The organism is Sporosarcina sp. FA15, from assembly GCF_051550195.1.
In the GTDB taxonomy this organism is placed as follows: Bacteria; Bacillota; Bacilli; order Bacillales_A; family Planococcaceae; genus Sporosarcina; species Sporosarcina psychrophila.
Genome location: NZ_CP188818.1, coordinates 1,995,746 through 2,017,683 on the forward strand (window position 1 = coordinate 1,995,746; position 21,938 = coordinate 2,017,683).

The 21,938-nt window shown below is 40.9% G+C and carries 19 protein-coding genes; 4 read left to right on the plus strand and 15 right to left on the minus strand.

The features are described from left to right. The first annotated feature begins 390 nt into the window (after window positions 1-390). Window positions 391-1,206, plus strand: a complete 816-nt coding sequence (locus ACP8HG_RS09650) for an STAS domain-containing protein (RefSeq protein ID WP_067211008.1) — start codon at window positions 391-393, stop codon at window positions 1,204-1,206. 958 nt (window positions 1,207-2,164) lie between these two features. Here ACP8HG_RS09650 and ACP8HG_RS09655 read toward each other — a convergent pair. From ACP8HG_RS09655 to ACP8HG_RS09700, 10 genes are all read right to left on the minus strand, one after another. Next, window positions 2,165-3,517 carry a gluconate:H+ symporter gene (locus ACP8HG_RS09655; protein ID WP_067211010.1) on the minus strand — a complete coding sequence of 451 codons (1,353 nt, stop codon included), beginning with the start codon at window positions 3,515-3,517 and terminating at the stop codon, window positions 2,165-2,167. Window positions 3,518-3,692: 175 nt separating this feature from the next. Beyond that, the gene (locus tag ACP8HG_RS09660; RefSeq protein ID WP_438298570.1) at window positions 3,693-4,694 is read right to left on the minus strand and encodes a LacI family DNA-binding transcriptional regulator; all 1,002 of its coding nucleotides are present in this window, start codon (window positions 4,692-4,694) and stop codon (window positions 3,693-3,695) included. A gap of 32 nt (window positions 4,695-4,726) precedes the next feature. Beyond that, window positions 4,727-5,563, minus strand: a complete 837-nt coding sequence (locus ACP8HG_RS09665; protein WP_067211015.1) for an SDR family oxidoreductase — start codon at window positions 5,561-5,563, stop codon at window positions 4,727-4,729. Beyond that, window positions 5,560-6,636, minus strand: coding sequence for a mannonate dehydratase (gene uxuA, locus ACP8HG_RS09670; protein WP_342538710.1), 1,077 nt, complete (start codon window positions 6,634-6,636; stop codon window positions 5,560-5,562). Before uxuA ends, ACP8HG_RS09665 begins: the two co-directional genes overlap by 4 nt. A gap of 13 nt (window positions 6,637-6,649) precedes the next feature. Continuing rightward, a complete protein-coding gene (locus tag ACP8HG_RS09675) occupies window positions 6,650-7,270 on the minus strand; it encodes a bifunctional 2-keto-4-hydroxyglutarate aldolase/2-keto-3-deoxy-6-phosphogluconate aldolase (RefSeq protein WP_354312502.1) in 621 nt (206 codons plus the stop codon). A gap of 15 nt (window positions 7,271-7,285) precedes the next feature. Then, on the minus strand, window positions 7,286-8,305 hold the full coding sequence (locus ACP8HG_RS09680) for a zinc-binding alcohol dehydrogenase family protein (RefSeq protein ID WP_342538711.1): 1,020 nt from the start codon (window positions 8,303-8,305) through the stop codon (window positions 7,286-7,288). A gap of 10 nt (window positions 8,306-8,315) precedes the next feature. Beyond that, entirely contained in the window at window positions 8,316-9,272 is a 957-nt protein-coding gene (locus ACP8HG_RS09685) for a sugar kinase (protein ID WP_187045347.1), read from the minus strand. A gap of 750 nt (window positions 9,273-10,022) precedes the next feature. Further along, on the minus strand, window positions 10,023-11,303 hold the full coding sequence (locus tag ACP8HG_RS09690; protein WP_067211029.1) for a cation:dicarboxylate symporter family transporter: 1,281 nt from the start codon (window positions 11,301-11,303) through the stop codon (window positions 10,023-10,025). A gap of 182 nt (window positions 11,304-11,485) precedes the next feature. After that, on the minus strand, window positions 11,486-12,376 hold the full coding sequence (locus ACP8HG_RS09695; protein ID WP_067211031.1) for a response regulator: 891 nt from the start codon (window positions 12,374-12,376) through the stop codon (window positions 11,486-11,488). A gap of 11 nt (window positions 12,377-12,387) precedes the next feature. Then, complete coding sequence (locus ACP8HG_RS09700) at window positions 12,388-13,650, minus strand: ATP-binding protein (protein ID WP_231885692.1); 1,263 nt, start codon at window positions 13,648-13,650, stop codon at window positions 12,388-12,390. A 174-nt stretch (window positions 13,651-13,824) separates the two neighbouring features. On the opposite strand from ACP8HG_RS09700, the gene ACP8HG_RS09705 reads away from it, so the two are divergent. After that, window positions 13,825-14,097 (plus strand): alpha/beta-type small acid-soluble spore protein, encoded by a 273-nt coding sequence (locus tag ACP8HG_RS09705; protein WP_338655930.1) that lies wholly within the window; start codon window positions 13,825-13,827, stop codon window positions 14,095-14,097. Between the two features lie 419 nt (window positions 14,098-14,516). Here the strand turns inward: ACP8HG_RS09705 and ACP8HG_RS09710 are convergent, their stop codons facing one another. After that, on the minus strand, window positions 14,517-14,768 hold the full coding sequence (locus ACP8HG_RS09710) for a DUF3886 domain-containing protein (RefSeq protein WP_067211039.1): 252 nt from the start codon (window positions 14,766-14,768) through the stop codon (window positions 14,517-14,519). Window positions 14,769-14,787: 19 nt separating this feature from the next. After that, complete coding sequence (locus ACP8HG_RS09715; RefSeq protein ID WP_399628100.1) at window positions 14,788-15,972, minus strand: acetyl-CoA C-acetyltransferase; 1,185 nt, start codon at window positions 15,970-15,972, stop codon at window positions 14,788-14,790. Window positions 15,973-16,048: 76 nt separating this feature from the next. Here ACP8HG_RS09715 and ACP8HG_RS09720 point away from each other — a divergent pair, with 76 nt between their 5' ends. After that, a complete protein-coding gene (locus ACP8HG_RS09720) occupies window positions 16,049-16,951 on the plus strand; it encodes a hydroxymethylglutaryl-CoA lyase (RefSeq protein ID WP_187045351.1) in 903 nt (300 codons plus the stop codon). 15 nt (window positions 16,952-16,966) lie between these two features. Further along, window positions 16,967-17,893, plus strand: coding sequence for an alpha/beta hydrolase (locus tag ACP8HG_RS09725; RefSeq protein ID WP_067211046.1), 927 nt, complete (start codon window positions 16,967-16,969; stop codon window positions 17,891-17,893). Between the two features lie 892 nt (window positions 17,894-18,785). Here ACP8HG_RS09725 and ACP8HG_RS09730 read toward each other — a convergent pair. From ACP8HG_RS09730 to tkt, 3 genes are all read right to left on the minus strand, one after another. Beyond that, window positions 18,786-19,028: a YneF family protein gene (locus tag ACP8HG_RS09730; protein ID WP_067211048.1), complete on the minus strand. Its 243-nt coding sequence runs from the start codon at window positions 19,026-19,028 to the stop codon at window positions 18,786-18,788. Window positions 19,029-19,234: 206 nt separating this feature from the next. After that, window positions 19,235-19,684, minus strand: coding sequence for a sporulation inhibitor of replication protein SirA (sirA, locus tag ACP8HG_RS09735; protein ID WP_067211050.1), 450 nt, complete (start codon window positions 19,682-19,684; stop codon window positions 19,235-19,237). 180 nt (window positions 19,685-19,864) lie between these two features. Then, window positions 19,865-21,871: a transketolase gene (tkt, locus tag ACP8HG_RS09740; protein ID WP_438298571.1), complete on the minus strand. Its 2,007-nt coding sequence runs from the start codon at window positions 21,869-21,871 to the stop codon at window positions 19,865-19,867. Between the last annotated feature and the right edge of the window lie 67 nt (window positions 21,872-21,938).

Consider the following 21,938-nt stretch of genomic DNA (forward strand, 5'->3'; position numbering starts at 1 on the left):
TAAATCTGTTACATGTAATTCTTCAACTATGTTGTCCCAAACTTAATAATAGCACTTCTAGCAAACGGTCTTTTGCTGTCAATTGTTCAGTAGTCATCGAACTTCTCATCCTTATATGCTTTGGATTAGCATTTTGGTAGCTACTATTTCGGTGTCTGTCACACTGAATTATCCTGACAAGTGTTTATTGTGGTAAAATGGAGAGGTTGGAATAATTATGAAACCTCTATTTACTAAGTTACGTTTATCCTGAAAAGGGTATTCGTTAAACAACACCAAATACTAGGAATAGAGTTGTCATTTCCTTCCCTACTGAAATATAAAAAGTTAGCATAACACAGGGAAACTTCTATAAGTGGCTACCCGAAATGAGAGAGGAATGGACAAATAATGCAATCAGTTGGAGTTTACATGGAGACAGAGAAATTAGCTCTCACGGACAAGTGTTTAAAACAAGCTATAGCTAAATTGCATTTACATTTGACAGAAGAGCAAATTGCAAAACACAAAGAGCTATTGACAGTTTTAATAAGCGAGTTTTCAAAAACACTTCTTTCAAGTAATGAAGAAATAGAGGATATGAATTTAGAATATGACATCGATAACTACTATTACAAAGATGGTACTTTACTTAAAGATACTATCGAAATAATAAGTACTTTTCGCCTGTCTCTTATGCAAGAAATTCAAAAAAAGGGGCTACTGGAGCAATATGATACAGAAGGAGTAGCTAAACTTTACGAGAAAATTACATTTGTTTTTGACGATGCAATTCGTAACACTACGAAAAAGTTTAATGAAAGTAATCAAAAAGTAATTAAAGCAATTGAAAAAGAAATTTTGCAACTAGCTGCACCCATTGTTCCAATTAGAGATGGTATTGCAATTTTGCCCCTAATTGGTGACTTTAGTGAAGAAAGATCGGCTTACATTACAAATACCGTAATTCCGAAAGTAACAAAGTTAAATATCGAGTTGTTGGTAATTGATTTTTCAGGAATTCATGCGATTGATACCTATGTCGCTCAACATGTTTTTCAAATAATCGATATCTTAAAGTTGCTCGGAATTGAGACTGTTATTACAGGTGTAAGACCGCAATTAGCCATGACCACTGTAGAGCTAGGCATAAATACAAAGAACTTGAAAACCTATGGTAACGTTCAACAGTTCTTGGAGACGTTTGATAAAAAAGAACAAGTGTAAGTAGGTGAAAAAATCCACATCTCCCGGTTAATTGAAATCGGGTTATTCTTTTTACTCATTTAAATCAAAAGAAAAATCTTAACTGCATGAATCTGACTAAATATTTTCCGTATGAATACCTAAGAAACGGTAGCTGTGCTGGCAAGTAGTCGTGATAGTCACGATTGTTTCTACACAGCAACCATAAGTGCAAACCGCATGACAATCACTATCTTTACGATAAACGCATATTAATTTTCACTCTTTAGTCACCATCCTCTCCCCGAATACCAAATCATAGAAATCCCCATTTAGAATGTAGATCTTGAATCTTTTTACTCGAATGGTTTTTCAAAGATCGGTACACTTACTATAACTTTGCAAGTTTAAATGTTTTTCCTCAAAATGGTTTAACTTAATGCAACACGGGTATCCATAGACTACAAGGCGAAACTACCGAAGGATGAACCTTAGTAGACGAGTAACCTACAAGTGATTCCGACGATGAACTGCACAGCCTTGGCGGAAAATTTGCTTTGCTGACGATAGGTACACTTTTTTAAGAACCGTGTTATCAGGTTCCAATTCTAATGTGTTAACCAAGCAGTAAGCGTTACGTTTTTTGTGAAAGTGCAACTTGAAGACTGATTTCAAAAGGGCAGATCGCGTACCAACCATCTTGCGACTGCATGGCCGGAATGGCTAATTGAGTCAGCCCTATCAAACTGCACTGACGAGAGTTACATGATTATTCGTCAGAAAGAACAGTTTGTGTGATTAAAAAACTATCAAATTTTCCGAGCGCACCCCCTTTTTATCGGGGTATGGAAAAAGCATGATCCCCTTTGTATAAGGATCATGCTTTTTTCTTGTTTATGGAACTATCACTACCTGCAAAAAAACTGCCCGCAAAAGCTGAATGACATCCAGCCTTCCGGACAGTTCCTCTTTTTATATTCTTACTAATTTCATACCCCTATTAAACAAATAAGCTTAGAAGTAAAACGAAACCGAGACCACTCACTGAAATAACAGTTTCTAGCACAGTCCAAGTTGCGAATGTTTCTTTCATCGTTAAGCCAAAGGACTCTTTAACAATCCAGAAACCAGTATCGTTAACGTGTGAAGCAATGATACTACCTGCACCTGTTGCTAATACCATTAATTCTAAATTGACATCTGTACCTGCCATCATTGGAATGACGAGTCCAGCTGTCGTTAATGCCGCAACCGTTGCCGATCCCTGTGCAACTCTTATAACAGCAGCAATCAGCCAAGCTAAAATTAACGGTGATATTGCACTACCTTCAAAAAGGACAGCGACATAATCGCCAACTCCACCATTGATCAATACTTGCTTAAGTGCGCCACCTGCACCAAGAATTAGTAACATCATCCCGATAGCTCTGACTGCGTTTTCTGCTGATTCCATAAGCTGTTTCATTGGAATCTTCCGTGCGATACCCATTGTATAGATTGCCAGTAATACAGACAGCAACATAACAGTTGTTGGAGATCCAATCATTGTAACTAGGTCAAAAAACACGTTTTCCGTATCATTTGCGTCTCTAGACAATTTGACGATTGTTGAGAAAGCCATTAAAATAACCGGAAATAATGCCGTGAAAGCACTGATACCAAATCCTGGTGTATCTTCTAGTTTAAATTGTTTTGTTTCACCTATCGAAGCAATACTACCGCTTGTACTATCTTTATCAAAAGCTTTTGGTACAAATTTTTTCGCGAACTTTGTGAATATAGGACCCGCGATAATGACGATTGGAATTGCGATTAGGAAACCGTAAAGCAATACCAATCCTACGTTTGCGCCGAATTCATTGGCAATAACTGTAGGACCTGGATGTGGCGGTAAAAATGCATGTGTAGCTGATAACGCGGCCGACATTGGAAGTCCTAAGTATAAAAATGGTACTTTTATTTGCTTAGAAATTTGATAAACGATTGGAATTAATAATACTAGACCTACTTCAAAGAACAATGCAATCCCTAGTATAAATGAGGCCACTACAACAGCCCATTGGATATACTTCAATCCGAATTTTTCAATCAACGTCATTGCAATACGTTGAGCACCACCAGAATCGGCGATTAGCTTACCAAGAATCGCTCCTAACCCAAAGACTAATGCGATACTACCTAACGTTCCCCCCATGCCAGTTTCAATTGATTTAACAATCTCATTTATTGGCATACCTAAAGCTAAAGCGATTAAGAATGAAACAACCACTAATGAAATAAATGTATTTATATTAAATTTCATGATTAATATGAGTAAAACAATAATCCCTAAAGCGACAATTACTAATGGCATAACTTTCTCCCCCTGTTAACTACAGTGTTGGTATAGTTTTAAAAGATGTTCGCTACTATTCTAGAGTTCATCTCTATTTCTTTGATATACAGCAATTGATGCTACCAATTGTGATTTTATGTACTAACCTGTTTTATCATAACTAGCAACGGTAATAACCTTTCGGCAGACTGCCTCAACAAGATCCTCTTGCAATTAACGTTGGTTGTAAACGATATACCTCAGGTTCCCCGTGTTCTTTTTCATTCATTTGCTTCATGAGTAATTTAACAGCTAGATTAGCCATTTCAATCATCGGCTGTGAAATGGTCGTAATTGAGGGTGTATAAAAACTAGCAAATGGCACGTCATCAATACCGATAACAGCTACATCTGCTGGGATTATTAAGTTATGATTTTTTATATACTTCAACACTTCCATTAGCACGAAGTCATTCCCCGCCAATATGGCCTCTGGTGGAGCAACAAGCTCGAACAATTCATCAAGGACCGATGATATGGCATCCGAGTCAGCCGTCTTCACATAGTCTGCGTTAACATTCAACTGATGACTCTCTAACGCTCTTTTATATCCTTGAATACGTTCAATTCGTGGACTAATATTTCTAATAATCGAAGTAGTAACAATGGCGATTTTGCTGTAACCGCTTTCAGTGAAATGGTTAACAGCCAATTCTGCCGCTTTATCGTTATCGAGAAGAACAGTTTCAATCCCGAGATCCGCGATTGTCCTGTCCATAAAAACAAGTGGAAAACCAGATTTTTTCATTCTTTTGTATAAGTCGATATTCCCACCTGTTGGAAATATGATAATCCCATCCACTTGTTTCGCCATGAGCATCTCGATATATTCCTTTTCTTTTTCCGGTTCATCATCCGCATTACAGACAATTATATGAAAACCATGTTCATAAAACTTGTTTTCAATCGCCCGGATAATATGAGTAGAGAACGAATGAAGTATATTTGCGACAATGACACCGACGGTAAAAGTAGACTTCTGCGTTAAACTGCGCGCTACTATGTTTGGACGATAATCCAATTCTTCGACTGCCAATTCAATTCGTTCTCGTGTAAGCTCACTCATATACTCATATCGTTTATTTAAAAATTGAGAAACTGTACTTTTAGATACCCCTGCTAATTTTGCTACATCCGCGATTGTTATGTTCTTCAAATGATCCAACTCCATTATCTAACTTTACACCATTATACACCGGAGTAAGCCATGAAGCCTCCATCTACTTGAATTGTTGTTCCTGTAACAAAACCAGAACACGATTCATCAACAAGAAACAGCATTGCACCAAGTAAATCTTCAGGTTTACCAAATCGTTTCATCGGTGTAGCTGCAATAATTTTAGTTGACCGTGCAGTATGGCTACCGTCTTCATTGAGCAGCAGACCACGATTTTGAGTTGTTAGGAAAAAACCAGGAGCAATCGCATTTACTCTCATCCCTGTTTCCGCGAAGTGAACAGCTAGCCACATCGTAAAATTATTGATAGATGCTTTTGCTGCACTGTACGCTGGTACTTTCGTCAATGGCGTATATGAACTCATTGATGAGAGATTCAATATAGAAGGTGTTTCTGATTTTAATAGTTCTTTTCCGAATACTTGTGTTGCCAAAAAAGTACCGGTAAAGTTTGTAGAAAACACTTCAGAAAAACCGTTTTCATCCAAATCGAAAAAAGTTTTACCCTCTTCTTGTTCATCATAGATCTCCGGATCGGTTATCGCATCAGCATGATTGCCACCTGCTCCGTTAATGAGCAAATCTACTTGGCCGAATTGTTTAACGGTTTCAACCCGTGCACGCTCCAATGATGCTCTATCCAGCACATCCGCCGCTAATGCAATGGCTGTACCTCCAGCTTCTTTAATGCTGTCAACGATTTTCTGACCTTTTTCAGCGTCGCGGTTTAGAATTACCACTTTAACACCTTGGCGCGCTAATTCACGCGCCATTTCTGAACATAAAACACCACTGCCACCTGTTATGACGGCTACCCGTCCATTTAGGTTGTTATGAATTGGAATCATGATTCACCATTCGCTTTTTTCGTTTCATATGCGTCCCATAATCCTAATAAATACATGATGCCTAAAGCACGGTCATACAATCCGTAACCTGGTCGGCAAACTTCTCCCCAGATATGGCGACCATGGTCAGGTCTGACGTATCCATCGTAGTTCTGCCTATTTAGTTCTTCGACGACACCTTTTACGTCAATTGAGCCATCTTGCGTATAATGAGATGTTTCTACGAAATCACCGTTATCATAAATTTTCACATTACGGATATGCGAGAATGGAGCACGTGAAGCGTATTTCTTCGCGACTTGAACCATATCATTCTCCGGATTTGCGCCCATTGAGCCCGTACACATTGTAAATGCATTTGACTCGGAGTCAGAAATAGCAATCAGTCTTTCGTAACTTTCTGGACCTGTCATAATGCGTGGCAGACCGAAAATCGACCAAGGTGGATCATCCGGGTGAATCGCCATTTTTATGCCGCAAGCTTCTGCAACAGGTAAGATCTCTTTTAAGAAAATCTCAAGATTTGCCCAAAGTTGCTCTTCGTCCACTTGTTTGTATGCTTCGAAAAGATCTGTAATCTTATCCAATTTCTCCGGTTCCCAACCTGGAAGCGTCAGATCTGAAGCTTCACTTACGGTACGAATTAACTCTTTCGGATCAAGGCCGTCCACTTTTGCCTTTTCATAAAATAACGCCGTAGATCCGTCTTCTAGCGGATGGAACATTTCCGTACGTGTCCAGTCAAATATTGGCATGAAGTTGTAACAGATAACTTTAACACCGAACTCTGAAAGATTACGGATTGTCTCTTTATAATTTTCAATGTATTTAGCACGATCTTCATTGCCAATTTTGATAGCTTCATGAACGTTTACACTTTCAACAACATCCGCATGGAAACCGAATGATTTAATGTAATCGACTTCTTCTTTAATGGCTTCTTTTTTCCAAACTTCTCCGGCAGGCACTTGGTGCAATGCCCATACGATACCTTTTGTGCCAGGGATCTGCTTTATGTGGTCGAGTGTGACAGTGTCATTGTCTCTTCCATACCAACGAAATGTAATATTCATTATGCCACTCCTTTTATTGTGAAATTTTGTTTATATATTGTTTACTCAGTTCCACTACTGCTTCGTACCCACCCGTTTTGTATGCTTTATTTAAATCACTACCGATTCCAACAGCAACTGCACCCGCAGCAAGCCAATCATTTATATTGTCCAGATTGATACCACCTGTTGGCATAATCTTCACTTGCGGTAATGGCCCGTTCACTGACTTAATGAATGACGGCTTAAAGTCGTTTGCAGGGAACAGTTTCAATACGTCACAACCTGATTCAAGCGCTTCCACCATTTCACGAATCGTCATACAACCCGGGAAATACGGAATGCCGTAACGGTTGCAAATACGTGCAACGTCTTTATTGAAATGAGGACTTACGACGAACTTCGCACCAGCCAAAATGGCATGACGTGCGGTTTCGGGGTCTAAAACTGTTCCTGCCCCTAAAAGGATGTCCTCATATTGCAACTCTTCGAACACTTTTTGAACGTTTGGCGTCGTATACGTCAATTCGATTGCTCGAATACCACCTTCAGCAGCTGCTTTTGACAACTGGATGGCTTCCTCTGCATCACTTCCGCGAATGACCGCAACAACTTTAGATTCCGCTATTTGTGCATGAGTTTCAAACTTTGACATGATTGTTAGCCTCCCTTAGTCGAATACAATAACAGCTTTGCGAACTTTATCTGGATTATTCTCCACAAATGTAAATGCTTCTTGCACATCAGCAAGTGCAAATGTATGTGTGATTAATCCATCGTGGCGAAGTTTCCCTGTGTTTAACAATTCAACAACTCTTGGCATTTGGTTCGTTTGCAATCTTGAGCCAACAATGGTTATTTCTTTTTTTGTTATTAATAACTGTGGAATTTGAGCCGGTCTTTCATCGAAACCAAGGACAACAACCGTTCCAGCTGGTGAAACAACGTCAATCCCCAGTTCGAATGTCATCGGCAGACACACTGCATCAATGACGACGTTTGCTCCCTCGCCTTGCGTCCACTCTTTCACGCATTCTTTCACATCTTCCGACCCTACTTGAACTATCCTATCCGCTCCGTTTTCCCGTGCGAATGCCAAACGTTCTTCGCTTAAATCGGTCATCATAACAGATGCACCTTGTAGTTTGGCGAATTTCAAGATACAGATTCCGATCGGTCCTGCTCCTTGGATAAGAACAGTATCACCTTTCCCGACTTGACCTCTCCATGTCGCTTGAGCGCCGATTGTGTAAGGCTCCGCCATAACAGCTTCGTTCCAATCAAGCGTCGAATCGACTGCGTGGAGTTGCTTTTCAGGAAGAACGAAATACTCTCTCATCCCGCCGTCTTCATGCACGCCGAACACCGATAGCTGTTCACAGACATTCGGACGTCCTTTGCGGCATGCGTAACATTCGCCGCAGTAACTAATCGGTTCTACGACGACATGGTCTCCGACTTTAAGCGTTGTGACATCCACTCCCGTTTCCACCACTTCGCCCGTTACTTCATGCCCGACCACGCGCGGCAATGTCGCCAGCGGATTTGTTCCGTGGTAGATATGCATATCCGATCCACAAATCCCTACGCGCTTCGTTTTCACCAGTACATCCGTAGTAGAAACTAGTTTCGGTTGTTCGACTTCATTGATGACAAGGTCATACGCTTTCCTGACTTGAACAGCTTTCATCTTGTCCACCTCACCTTTCGATACCTTTTTCTTGTCGGATGAAGGGCAATACTTCTTCTAAGTAAGGAAGTCCTTCATTGTCCCCGGATACAGTTGTAACAAGAGCTCCGACGCCATTTGCCAATTCAAGTCTTTCTTGCGGAGAAAACCCATTCAAATATGCGTAGATATAACCTGCATCGTATCCATCACCTGCACCAACTGTGTCCACAGGATTGACTTTAAATGCTTCTTTTTCATACCAAGTACCATCCGTGAGAACTCTTGAACCGTTTGCACCATCTTTTATCACGAACTGATTTATTTGGAAACGCTTTGCACAGTCAATTAGTGCTTCATCTGAAGAATCTTCAAGAATTAGTTCGATTTCATCGAGTCCTGTCAAGAGAATATCTACATACGGGAATATTTGCATAAACGTCGCTCTTGCTTCTTCAATCGTCCACATTTTCAACCGTAGATTCGGATCAAATGAGACTGGAATTCCTGCTTCTTTTGCAATTTCAAGAACTTGTTTCACGATTTCAATATTTTTTGGATTTATCGATAAAAACACGCCGGTGAGATGAATCACATCAACTCCTTCAAACATGTCTTTCGTAATATCTTTTGGCTCCATTGTAAGCATAGGAGACTGATGACGATAATAAAACGTCTTGCCCGAACCGTCTTCTTGAATTTCTTTAAAGTTTAGCGAGGTAGGATACCCATCCATGAGTTCGACATTCGTCACATCGATGCCTTCACCACGCGCGAAATTGTAAATGACCCGTCCAAACTCGTCATTTCCTAAACGGCTCACCCATTTTGACTTAAGACCAAGACGAGAGCATCCAATTGCAAAATTCAATTCTGCCCCGCCCACTTTACGAGAAAAATTTGTTACAAATCGTAAAGGACCAGTATCTGCCGGATTCATCGTAATAAGGCCATCACCAAGTGTTAGAATACTAAAATTTGAAGACACATAATTCCTCCTTTATGCCAATTCGAGCTGCTATTAGTTCTATAATTAATTCAATAAAACGGTTTACTAAATCGGTTTAGTAAATTATACAATGAAAAGGCTTACATAATCAAGCATTAGTTTATGAAATCTAAAAACTCTCTTTCTTACTCCTAATTTTCAAGTGTTTTTTAGAGAATGCTATCTATAGATTCGTTCAGTTTATATTAGGTATTCATTTATTCAACATATAGTCGTAAAAAAGTTTTCTGTTTAAAGTGGTTTATCTTAATTTCACCCGGGTATAGGTAGATTACAAGGCGGAACTACCGGAGGATGACCCTTAGTAGACGAGTAACCTACAGGCGATTCTGACGATGAATTGCACAGCCTTGGCGGAAAATTTGCTTTGCTGGCGAGAGGTACACTTTTCAAGAACCGAGTGATTAGGTTCCAATCTCTATGTGTTTACTAAGCAGTAAGCGTTACGTTTTTTGTGGAAGTGCAACTTGAAGACTGACTTCAAAAAGCAGATCGCGTACCAACCATCTTGCGACTGCATCGCCGAAATGGCTAATTGAGTCAGCCCTATCAAACTGCGCTGACGAGAGTTACATGATTATTCGTCAGAAAGAACAGTTTGTATGATTGAAAAAACTATCAAATTTTCCGAGTGCACCCCCTTTATTGGGGAATGGAAAAAAAGCATGGTCCTCTTAGTTTGAGGGCCATGCTTTTTTATGTACTATAGTGTTTGGTATTGACGATTTCTTATTGGCTTACGCTAGGTTTACCAATTGTCGCCATGTATTCTTTTTCCATACCGCCATCAAATCGGCCTTCCCACTTGGACATTACAACGACTGCCAATGAGTTACCGATTACATTGACAACTGTTCTTGCCATATCTAGAATTCTGTCAATCCCAGCGATGAAGGCAAGTCCTTCAAGCGGAATTCCCACAGTTCCAAGCGTCGCGAGTAGTACAACGAAGGAAACGCCAGGTACACCCGCAATCCCTTTAGAAGTAACCATTAACACGACCATCAACGTAATTTGTTGCATAATACTTAATTCAATTCCATACATTTGTGCAATGAAGATCGCTGCAAGTGCTTGATAAAGTGTAGAGCCATCCAAGTTAAAGGAATAGCCTGTTGGGATGACAAAGGAAACAATGTCTTTCGGACATCCGAATTTCTCCATTTTCTCCATCACTTTTGGTAATACCGTTTCCGAACTTGATGTGGAATAAGCCAACAATAGCTCATCTTTCAAGACTTTGATAAGGTGGAAAACGCTTGTCCCGCACATTTTAGCAATAGCTCCTAGTACCACTATTACAAAGAACGCCATAACTGCGTACACCAGAACGAGTAATTTCCCGAGCGGAATTAAGGATTCTAGTCCAAATTTTGAAACCGTTACACCGATTAATGCAAACACACCAAATGGGGCAAATTTCATAATAAGATTCGTTACCCAGAACATCGCATCTGCGGTTCCCTGGAAGAAGGCAAGTATTGGCTCCCCTCTCTTACCAATTGCCGCAACACCTAAACCAAATAGGACAGAGAAGAAAATAATTGCGAGCATGTCACCCTCAGCCATCGACTGGATAATATTGCTCGGAACAATGTTCACGATAATATCCATAATGCCATTATTCGATACTTCTTCAGTTGTTTGTACGTATTGTGAAATATCCCCTTTTTCCATTGTAGAGATATCCAAACCGACACCTGGTTTAAATAGATTTGCTGCTAACAAACCAACAATAATCGCAACTGTTGTAACAATTTCAAAGTAAAGGAGTGTTTTACCACCGAGTTTACCTAATTTTTTCAAATCCCCTGTACCCGCAACCCCAACGATTAAAGTTGAAATAATAATGGGAACAACAATCATTTTAATCATCCGGATAAACATGTCCCCTATGGGTTGCAGATACTTTTCAACTGCAGGGTTGCCAAAGAAAACTGCTCCGACTGTAATTCCTAATATTAAACCTAGTAAAATTTGATACGCCAATGTAAATTTAAATTTTTTCATGTACCCACCTCTTTTCAAAATATGAAAACGCTTACGAATTCGTTTTTTAGAACTTGTAAGCAATTATATGTGGGCATTGTAAAATCCGACAAAATCCGACATTTTGTTTTAATAGATTAGTTAAAACCTTCTTCGTAATGTAATAACTACAGTATTCTTCCTAATGAACTTAGTTTTGTACGTTAAGATTGATTGTGTTTTTCAACCGTATCAAAGTACATCACTTGAAGGAATTTCTTTATATTTATTTTCACTTTCGTTGATTCATTACTGTTTTGATCAATTTCTTTCATCCGTCGCCGTATTTCCTCAAATTCAAAATAGCGAGGCGCATAATATTCAAACTTCGGATTCATATAATCGATTGACCCTAATGAAGCCAAATTCGTGACTGCTGTCAGGATCGTTCTCCGGATTCGTTGTTCAATCGACTTACTTTCTTTCTTTATATCCTTGTTCTCTGTTGTATTTGAACTAGCTACAGCCTCATAAAGATCTTTCAATGAAGGAAATTGAGTGCTCGACTCTTTACGATTCATTAAAAACTCCATCATCAAAACCATATCCTCACTACCTGGTTCGCTGATAATACCTAACTCATTTAACAATGAATAAACAATTTCTTTTACGCTCTTCCTCTTCGGTAAAACTCCAGTTGAACCGATATGAGCTAATGATTCTCGAATAGACATTAACGAATTTTTCAGCCGGAACTGTTCTGACATTTTCCTTAGGATGCTCTGCACTTCAACACGATTAATTGGTTTATGTATAAAGAACTCAACACCTTTTTCATAAGCTTCCCCTACCATTTCCTTATTTACAATTTGAGAAATCATAATGAATTGGCCTTGGAATCCCAGTGTTCTTAAATGTTCCATCGTTTCGATTCCATCAAGCTCAGGCATTAATAAATCGATCAAGACAAAATCTGGGTTTGTTGAATGGACAAGTGAGAGTGATTTGACTCCGCTTTCCGCCTCACCAATGACAACACCTAATTCACCTTCCGTAATTATTTTCGCCAACATTTTCCGACTGGCCGTATCGTCATCTATAATAAAATAGCGCAACTTGATTCATCTCACTTTCTAATGTTCTTCGTTGGAATTCGGATTTGAAAAATCGTCTCTTCATCCAAAGACTCTACTTGAATTTGACCTTCAAGCGTTTGTATTATGTGTTGCACATGAGACAAGCCGATTCCCGTTGCGGCAACGCCATGATTGTTAAATTTCGTCGTATAACCCGCTTCAAAAATAATTGGTAAATCCTCTTCTAAAATCCCTATTCCCGTGTCTTTTAGTATGAAATGGGTGTATGCCGCTTCTTCGTATACCGTTACTGTAATTTCGCCTTTCTGCTCAATGGATTCAACAGCGTTTGCGGTAAGGTTATTCAATAGTGCGAGCAACGGGATTTGTTGAGTCGTCTCGAAATCAACTGAAAGCGATAGTTGAAAAGCGATTTTTTTCCTAAGCAAAATACTATATTTATCATTTGCGGTAACAACCAAGCTTAGCACTTCCGAAAGTAAGAGGACATCATTTCTTTTTTCTGTAGATATACTGGAAATCCCAGAAAGAATCCGCTGCGTGTCTTTTTTCACTTCGTGTATTTCTTGCGTGATAAGCAATGCTTGCACGCTTAACTCTTGAAGATTTTCCTTTTTTAATTTCCGATACAACTCATGACTCGCTGCCGTGATTTGCTCAATATGGTCCAATGACTTTTGTAGATAAAGACTTTCCGCATATAAGTCTGCACCCACGCCAAGCATTTCTTGCATCTGTTTCTTTTGTTCCGATACCGTGATCATGCTATAAAGTCCCACTACAAAAAAACTGCGAAACAAAGCCGTCCCAGCTATTAATGCCCATTCACGAAAACCTAAATCCACATGCATTGACAATAAATAGCGCATAAGATGCTCCGCGCTATTTCCGATAAATTCAAAAAGGAGAGCCCATGCGCCCAAAAGTAATGGAAACGCTTTGTATGGTTCAATTTTAATAATGCTAAATCCGATTGCAAATAGCACATAATACAAAAATGCAGGCAGGTGATTTTGTAAACTTGCCCAAAATGAAATAGTCTCAGTCGTAAAATCGCCAATTAATCGGAAACAAACCACCGTGATCCCCGTGATAAGACCCGTTCGAATCAATGGAATAGAAGGACGAATAAGAATGAGTAAAAAGAACGTAATACTTCCTAATCCGAAACGGAAATTCTCCCCGTTGAAAGGAATCACTTTAATCTCGCTAGCAATCGCGGTCAATAAAGCAATTACAACGTAAGTGACACCAGTAGTTCCGATACTATTTTTAAGTTTAGTTATAGACAACATTAATTTCTCCTTTTATGTCCCACCACACTGTTTGTGTACGATTATTATCAACCAATTTATTGATAAATGAAAGAAGTAAAATTTGTTTACTTGCGAAAGAGCGTACTGAATTCGATTTGCAGTGTGTTTTCCTGTATTTTGGGGACACTACAGCTTACTGGAGGAGATAAAATGGCTAGCAAAAATAGGATTTTGGTACCTGGTGCACGACAAGCGTTAGATCAGCTGAAAGCGGACGTCATGCAAGCCCAAGGCTACGACGTGGATAAATCTGCACCCAATAACGTGAAATTCGAAATTGCGGAGGAACTCGGCATTCCACTATCGAAGGGCTATAACGGAAAACTAACGTCGGAACAGGCGGGGAAAATCGGCGGCTCGATTGGTGGCAATATGGTGAAAGAAATGGTGAGAATGGCGCAAGAGCAAATGGCAAAGAAATGAATCTAACGCTTGTCCCGTAACCCAAGGGGCAGCGTTTTTGTTTGTTGGACGGTTCGATGTAATGGTTGGACACTTTAACGCGTTCGTTGGATACTTCAGCTTAATGGTTGGAAACCACTACGTTCGTTGGACACTTCGGGATAATGGTTGGACACTTCAGCTTAATGGTTAGAAACCACCACGTTTGTTGGACTAGTTCGGCGTAATGGTTGGACACTCTACCGCGTTCGTTGGACTCTTCAACATAATGGTTGGACACTCTACCACGTTCGTTGAACACTTCAGCTTAATGGTTGGAAACCACCGCGTTTGTTGGATAGTTCAGCTAAATGGTTGGGCACTCTACCGCTCTCGTTGGATAGTACGGGAACAAGACACTCCCAAAAAAGCACCAGCCAAATTGCAGCCGGTGCTACCAATTAAAACTTCGATCCAGTATCTCCGAACTCTTGGAGCAGTTCTCCAAAACTTTTATTTTTCTCACGTTCTTTGCGTTCAAGGCGAATTTGCTCTTGACGTTCCTCTTCTTTCGTCTCTTCAGCAGCTGACAATGCCTTTTTTGCCGCTTTCAATTTTTCAAGAATATCATCATCAAGTGCATCGGAAAATACCGATCCTTCATTGTCTCTTTTTTTCGGCTGAGGTGCAGTTTGTTTACGTTTTTTCGCCATTCTTTTCACCTACTCTCGTTCATGATCGTGTAACAATCGTTGCGACTCCCTGTCCCCCACCTATGCATAGCGTAGCAAGTCCGGATTTCACATCACGACGTTTCATCTCGTGAAGAAGTGTAACTAGGATGCGTGCCCCACTAGCCCCGATTGGATGGCCAAGTGCTATTGCGCCGCCATTAACATTAAGTTTTGATGCGTCAAATTCAAGTTCTTTTCCGACCGCGATTGACTGGGCTGCAAATGCTTCGTTCGCTTCAATCAAATCAATTTCGGATAGTTGCATATTGGCTTTAGTGAGTGCTTTTTTAACGGCTTCCACAGGACCCAGACCCATAACTGAAGGATCGACGCCCGCATTACCATTCGCTACGATTGTTGCTAGTGGCGTCAAGCCAAGCTCGTCTGCTTTTTCTTTCGACATAATAACGAATGCTGCTGCACCGTCGTTAATACCTGAAGCATTTCCGGCTGTTACACTGCCATCTTTTTTGAATGCCGGTCGCAGTTTACCGAGCTTGTCTGCAGTTGTTCCGGCTTTGACGTATTCGTCTTGATCGAAAAGGATAGGATCGCCTTTTCGCTGCGGGATTTCAATCGCAACGATTTCTTCTGCGAAAGTTCCGGCTTCAATTGCTGCCGCCGCTTTTTGTTGTGATGCTGCCGAAAATGTATCTTGCTCTTCACGGGTAATTGAATATCGATCACAAAGATTTTCTGCTGTGATGCCCATATGATAATCATTGAATGCACACCAAAGTCCATCTGAAATCATACTGTCGATAATTTTTTGGTCCCCCATTTTAAAGCCTTCTCGGCCATTTTTCATTATGTATGGGGCTTGGCTCATGTTTTCCATACCGCCTGCGACAATAATATCCGCATCTCCTGCAATAATTGCTTGACGTGCAAGATGCACAGCTTTCAATCCAGAGCCACAAACTTTATTAATTGTCAGAGCAGGAACGGTTTCAGGTAGTCCCGCTTTCATTGCCGCTTGTCGCGCCGGATTTTGACCTAATCCAGCCTGCAGGACATTCCCCATGATTACTTCGTCAACGCTCTCTGGTGCCACCCCTGCACGTTTCAATGCCTCTTTAATAACTGTCGCCCCAAGATCTGTTGCCGGTATATCTTTCAATGAACCAAGGAACGATCCGATAGCAGAACGAACCGCACTGATGATTACGACTTCTTTCGACATTTCTTTTCCCCCATTCCCTTATTTAAGTTGCCTGTATATGCATCCCTTCATTACAATATACTAGAGGAGGGATGATATGTTCATTTTACCAAACAACGTCACAATAATCGAGGTTGGTCCACGCGATGGGCTACAAAACGAAAAGAAACATGTCAATGAAAATGATAAGCTAGCATTTATTGAGGCTTTACAAGGGGCAGGCATTCAAGAAATGGAGCTAACTTCGTTTGTATCACCGAAATGGGTGCCGCAAATGGCGGATGCAAAAACGATTGTAGAAAAGTCAAAAAAGGTCGGCAGGCAATTCGTCCTTGCACCGAATGACAAAGGTGCTGAGCTTGCAATTGAAGCTGGTGCGACCAGTATTGCCGTGTTCGTTGGGGTGAGCAATACATTTAACAAAAAAAACATTAACCGAACAACCGCTGAAAGCATCGATGCGCTTCAGCCCGTCTTTGCGAAATTAAAAATAAATGACGTTTTTATACGGGCTTGTATTTCAACTGCGTTTTATTGTCCGTATGAAGGGAAGATAGAGATAGAGGATGTCGTCGCACTTTGTAAACGATTTGTCGCCATGGGTGCGAACGAACTTAGTGTCGCCGATACGATTGGGAAGGCGAATCCCCGTGAAAGTTATGAGTTGTTCAAGACATTGAAAGAGGAATTTCCAGACGTACTGTTGACAGCTCATTTCCACGATACACGCAAAATGGCGATAGCAAATATTTTTGCTGCGCTACAAGCAGGTATCAACCGTTTTGATACGTCTGCAGGCGGCTTGGGTGGCTGTCCATTCGCACCTGGTGCAACAGGCAATGTTGCGACTGAAGATGTTGTCAACATGCTCGATACGCTCGGCATCGAAACCGGTGTCGATGTAAAAAAAGTTTGTCAAGCAGTCCAAGTGATTGCGCCGCATGTGTCACGGCCAATTGACACAGGAATGTACAGATTGTTTGAGAACGATCAACTGTAAAGGGAGTTGAGTGGGTTGAAACGGCGCGTTCTTTATATAACCGGTGTGATCTCTAGCATTGTTACAGCGTTACTGAGCATTTTCGGATTTCTCGCAACGAATAGACTGATGTTTTTGAAGTTGAAGGATTCCAACTTTATTTTAGAACGTGAAATTATTTCGAAACGGTTCGATGAACATTGGTATGAAACAGTGCGCAAAGACAATATGTGGATTGAGTCACCAAACGGTTATTTATTGAAAGCGGTCTTTCTGAAACCACTTGAAACGGCTAGAACGGTAATCATTTGTCACGGCGTAACGGAAAATAAAATCAATTCAATGAAATATGCCCGTCTTTTTGAACGTCTTGGATTTAATTCTGTCATCTATGATCATCGACGACATGGTGATTCAGGAGGAAGGACGACAAGTTTTGGATATTATGAAAAGATTGATTTACAGGTAATTGTCCGTGCGGTACGGGAACGAATTGGAAAGCGAGCATTGCTCGGCATCCACGGTGAATCAATGGGTGCTGCAACGACGATATTATATGCGGGAACCTTTAAGGATGAAGCAAATTTTCATATCGTCGATTGTCCGTTTTCTGATTTCTCCGAGCAGATTCTTCATATTTTACGGACAAATACACCTATACGATCATCAATGGCTCTACGTGTTGCCAACGTCTTTCTTAAAATGCGCGATGGCTACACCCTGAACCTTGTCTCTCCGCGAGAAGTCGTCAGAAACATTACTAAACCGGTTCTGTTCATCCACAGTTTGGAAGACGATTTCATCCTTCCCTATATGACAGAGGAATTGTACGAAGCAAAGCAAGGCGACAAAATGTTGAAACTTTTTAAAAAAGGTGCCCACGCCAAATCGTTCAATGATAATCCTGTGCAATACGAAAAAACAGTACAGGAATTTCTAGGACGGTTTAAATTTAGAGATTGAAGAAATAAACAAGTTATGAACCATTGAACTGTACCCCGAATTTCGGACACTTTGAAAAAAGACCCGAAATTCGGGGTTTTTGTATAACTTTTTTTTGCGGGACCAAGCGTAAATACTTTGCTACCGATCATAAATGCCCCGCTATCAATCATATCCTATGCGAACCGATCATTAACTATCCACAGCCAATCATATCTTATGCCAACCGAGCATTAACGGCACACGACCGATCATATCCCACGCCTACCGAGCATAAACGACACACGACCAACATATACCACGCCAACCGAGCATAAACTACTCACGACCGAGCATTAACGACACACCACCGATCATATCCCACACCAACCAAGCATTAACGGCACACGACCAATCATATCCCACGCCAACCAAGCATTAACTACTCACGACCAATCATATCCCACGCCGACCGAGCATTAACGACACACGACCAATCATATACCACGCCAACCGAGCATAAACGACACACGACCAACATATACCACGCCAACCGAGCATTAACTACTCACGACCGATCATATACCATACCAACCGAGCAATAACGACATACGACCAATCATATACCACGCCTACCAAGCATAAACTTCACTCGACCGATCATATACCACGCCTACCAAGCATAAACTTCACTCGACCGATCATATCCCCGAGCGTTTACTTATCCTCAGTAGGAAATCAATATATTCCTATACAACAAAAAACCATCTTTCCTGTCAAGCGTTCAACAGAAAAAATGGCTTATTAAGTGATCGGTAGAAAGTTTAAGTAATCCGAGTAAATTTCAGGTGAAAGATTAACCTATGTATAAAAATTTGCAGGCTTTCCTTTTCACTAATCCTTTACATCCCCATTAATAACAGGTATTACGTAATTACTTTTTAACCTTTTTATCTTTTTTGTCACTTACTTTGTTCATTTGGTTCATCATTTGATTGATTTTTTTCTGTGAGGGTTTTTGTCCCATTTGCATCATCATCATACGTAACATGTCTTCATTAATCGGTGGGTTATCTTTCAAATATTTCATCATATATTGACGTGCAATGAAAAATCCGAGGGCCACACCTGCTAATAGCGCGACGATGATCAAAACGATCCACCATACTGTAGTCATCCGCTATACCTCCTCTACTTCAGTTATTCGATTTTACTCTACCATGATGGATTATACAACATTGCACTAGTGAATAGCAATGGACCACAATTAAATATTCTAATCATCGCATAATAGCATTTCTTACTTCACACTATTTAAACAGACAAAATAGACCCTATTTTTGAGATTTGGGTCCTTTTTGTCCCTATCCTTTAAATATCATGTCAAAGATATGCGGCTTCTTCATATGAACGAAAATCAGTCGTTTTGACCGGTTTCAGCCATCCCCATTCCCCGTGCCCATCCATAACAGCGAAGAAGCGATCTGCCGCCCCAGATAAGGCAACAAACAAATCTAAATCGAGCATGCGGGATCCGTCGCAAAAGACATTAAGCGAATACGATGATAACGAAATAAGAATGGATCCTTTGACGGGATGCGTCAGTTTGTATTCCCCATTTCGGGATTCAATCGACGTAAATCCTTCGCCAAGGTTTGCAATGATAGCCTCATCAATCATTTTCTCTTCAAGCCTGTCACATAAGTAATGGACTTCAGGCATACAATCATTATTCTGCTCATCTTCTTTTAATAGGTCATACAACAGCCGTTCACGTCCAATGACGAATGGCTGGTACATTTCTTTCACTTTATAAATTCCGTATGATCGCAATATCGCCACCCCCTAGAGATAATCCTACATGGTTTGATATAAAAAGGTTGTCATATTGCGGAATAGAACTGCACTATTATTGTCGGAAAAGATGGATAACTAAAAATTCTGTCAAGTAGTCTTGAAAAACAGTCCCGATTGCCAGAGTTTCTTCGGCGATCGGGACTGTTTCATTTATTTTTAGTTGTTGATTAACATTTTCACAGTTGCAAGAACATTGTCCTCTGTGAAGCCAAATTCTTTGATGACAGTATCTCCAGGTGCACTTGCTCCGAAAGTGTCAATCGCAATGATTGCTCCTTCGTCACCAACATATTTATGCCACCCTAATGAAACACCCATTTCGATACCAAGACGTTTTTTTACGTCTTTCGGCAATACGCTTTGTTTGTATGCATCGTCTTGTTTCTCAAACAGGTCCCACGAAGGCATTGAAACAACAGTAACATCGATTCCTTCAGCTAATAGTTTCGCCTGTGAAGATACCGCTAAGCTAACTTCAGAACCGGTTGCAATTAAAATTGCGTCCGCTTGTTTTTTGCTTGCAGGGGATACGATGTAAGCTCCTTTTTTGACGCCTTCCATCGCAAGTTCAGCTGACTTCGGCAGGACAGTCAAGTTTTGACGAGACAATACTAGTGCAGTTGGCGAGTTCTTCGACGACACTGCAATATTCCAAGCAGCTGCAGTTTCGTTAGCGTCAGCCGGACGAATAACTGACAATCCAGGCATCGCACGAAGCGCAGCAAGTTGTTCAACTGGCTCATGTGTAGGACCGTCTTCACCAACAGCTACGCTGTCGTGTGTAAATACGTATGTGACAGGGATACCCATCAGAGATGAAAGTCGGATAGCGGGACGTACGTAGTCACTGAACACGAAGAACGTCCCACCGAATACATGTAATCCGCCGTGCAAAGTCATTCCGTTTAACGCTGTTCCCATTGCAAACTCACGAACACCGAACCAAATATTACGGCCGGAATAATCGGTAGCAAGGAAATCTCCTGCTCCCTTAATTGTCGTCTTGTTAGAACCTGCAAGGTCCGCACTTCCACCAAAGAACGAAGGAAGCTGTTTAGCAATCGCATTGATAGCGTCACCAGATGCAGAACGTGTCGCGTGGGATGAACCCGCTTCATACGTCGGCAAAGATTTTTCGAAGCCTTCAGGTAGTTTACGCTCGATTGCATCTTTCAATTGCTTCGCAAGATCCGCATGTGTCGTTTCGTATTTTTCAAAAAGTTCGTTCCATTCCTGTTCTTTTTGCACGCCCAATTTCTCGGCAGATTCTTGGAATGTTTCATAGACGCCTTCAGGTACATGGAAATCTTCTTCGAACGTCCATTTATAATATTCTTTTGTCAATTTCATTTCATCTTCACCAAGTGGCATACCATGCGCATCTGATTTTCCAGATCTGTTTGGTGATCCGTATCCGATGACCGTTTTAACTTCGATCATTGTCGGACCTCCGACATTGCCTTTAGCTTCTTCGATAGCTGATGAAACGAGGCCAATGTCGTTACCGTCTTCAACACGGATGTAATTCCAACCATATGATTCAAAGCGCTTACGAATATTTTCAGAGAAAGACATGTCAAGCTCGCCGTCTAGTGAAATATCATTGCTATCATATAGGACAATCAGTTTATTTAACTGCAAGTGACCTGCAAGTGAAATTGCTTCAGCAGCAACGCCTTCCATGAGATCGCCATCACCGCATAGAGCATATGTGTAGTGGTCGACAACGTCAAAACTTGGTTGATTGTACGTTGCAGCAAGGTGTTGTTCTGCCATTGCCATTCCGACTGCCATACCAATACCTTGTCCAAGTGGGCCAGTTGTTGCTTCGACACCGACTGTATGACCGTATTCGGGATGTCCCGGTGTTTTAGAGTTCCATTGTCTGAAGTTCTTGATTTCATCCATCGGAAGTCCATAACCACCAAGATGAAGAAGACTGTATAAAAGCATTGAGCCGTGTCCTGCCGAGAGAACGAAACGGTCACGGTTAAACCACTGTGGATTTGAAGGGTTGTGTTGCATATGCTTCGTCCAAAGCGTATAGGCCATTGGAGCAGCCCCCATTGGTAAACCTGGGTGTCCAGAATTCGCTTTTTCGATTGCGTCAATAGAGAGCGTACGGATTGTGTTAATGGCTAGCTGATCAATTTGTTTAGTCATTGTGTACATCCTTCCCGTCATATGTAATTATCTACATATCTTAGTTTAGACAATTCGTGCAGTTAAT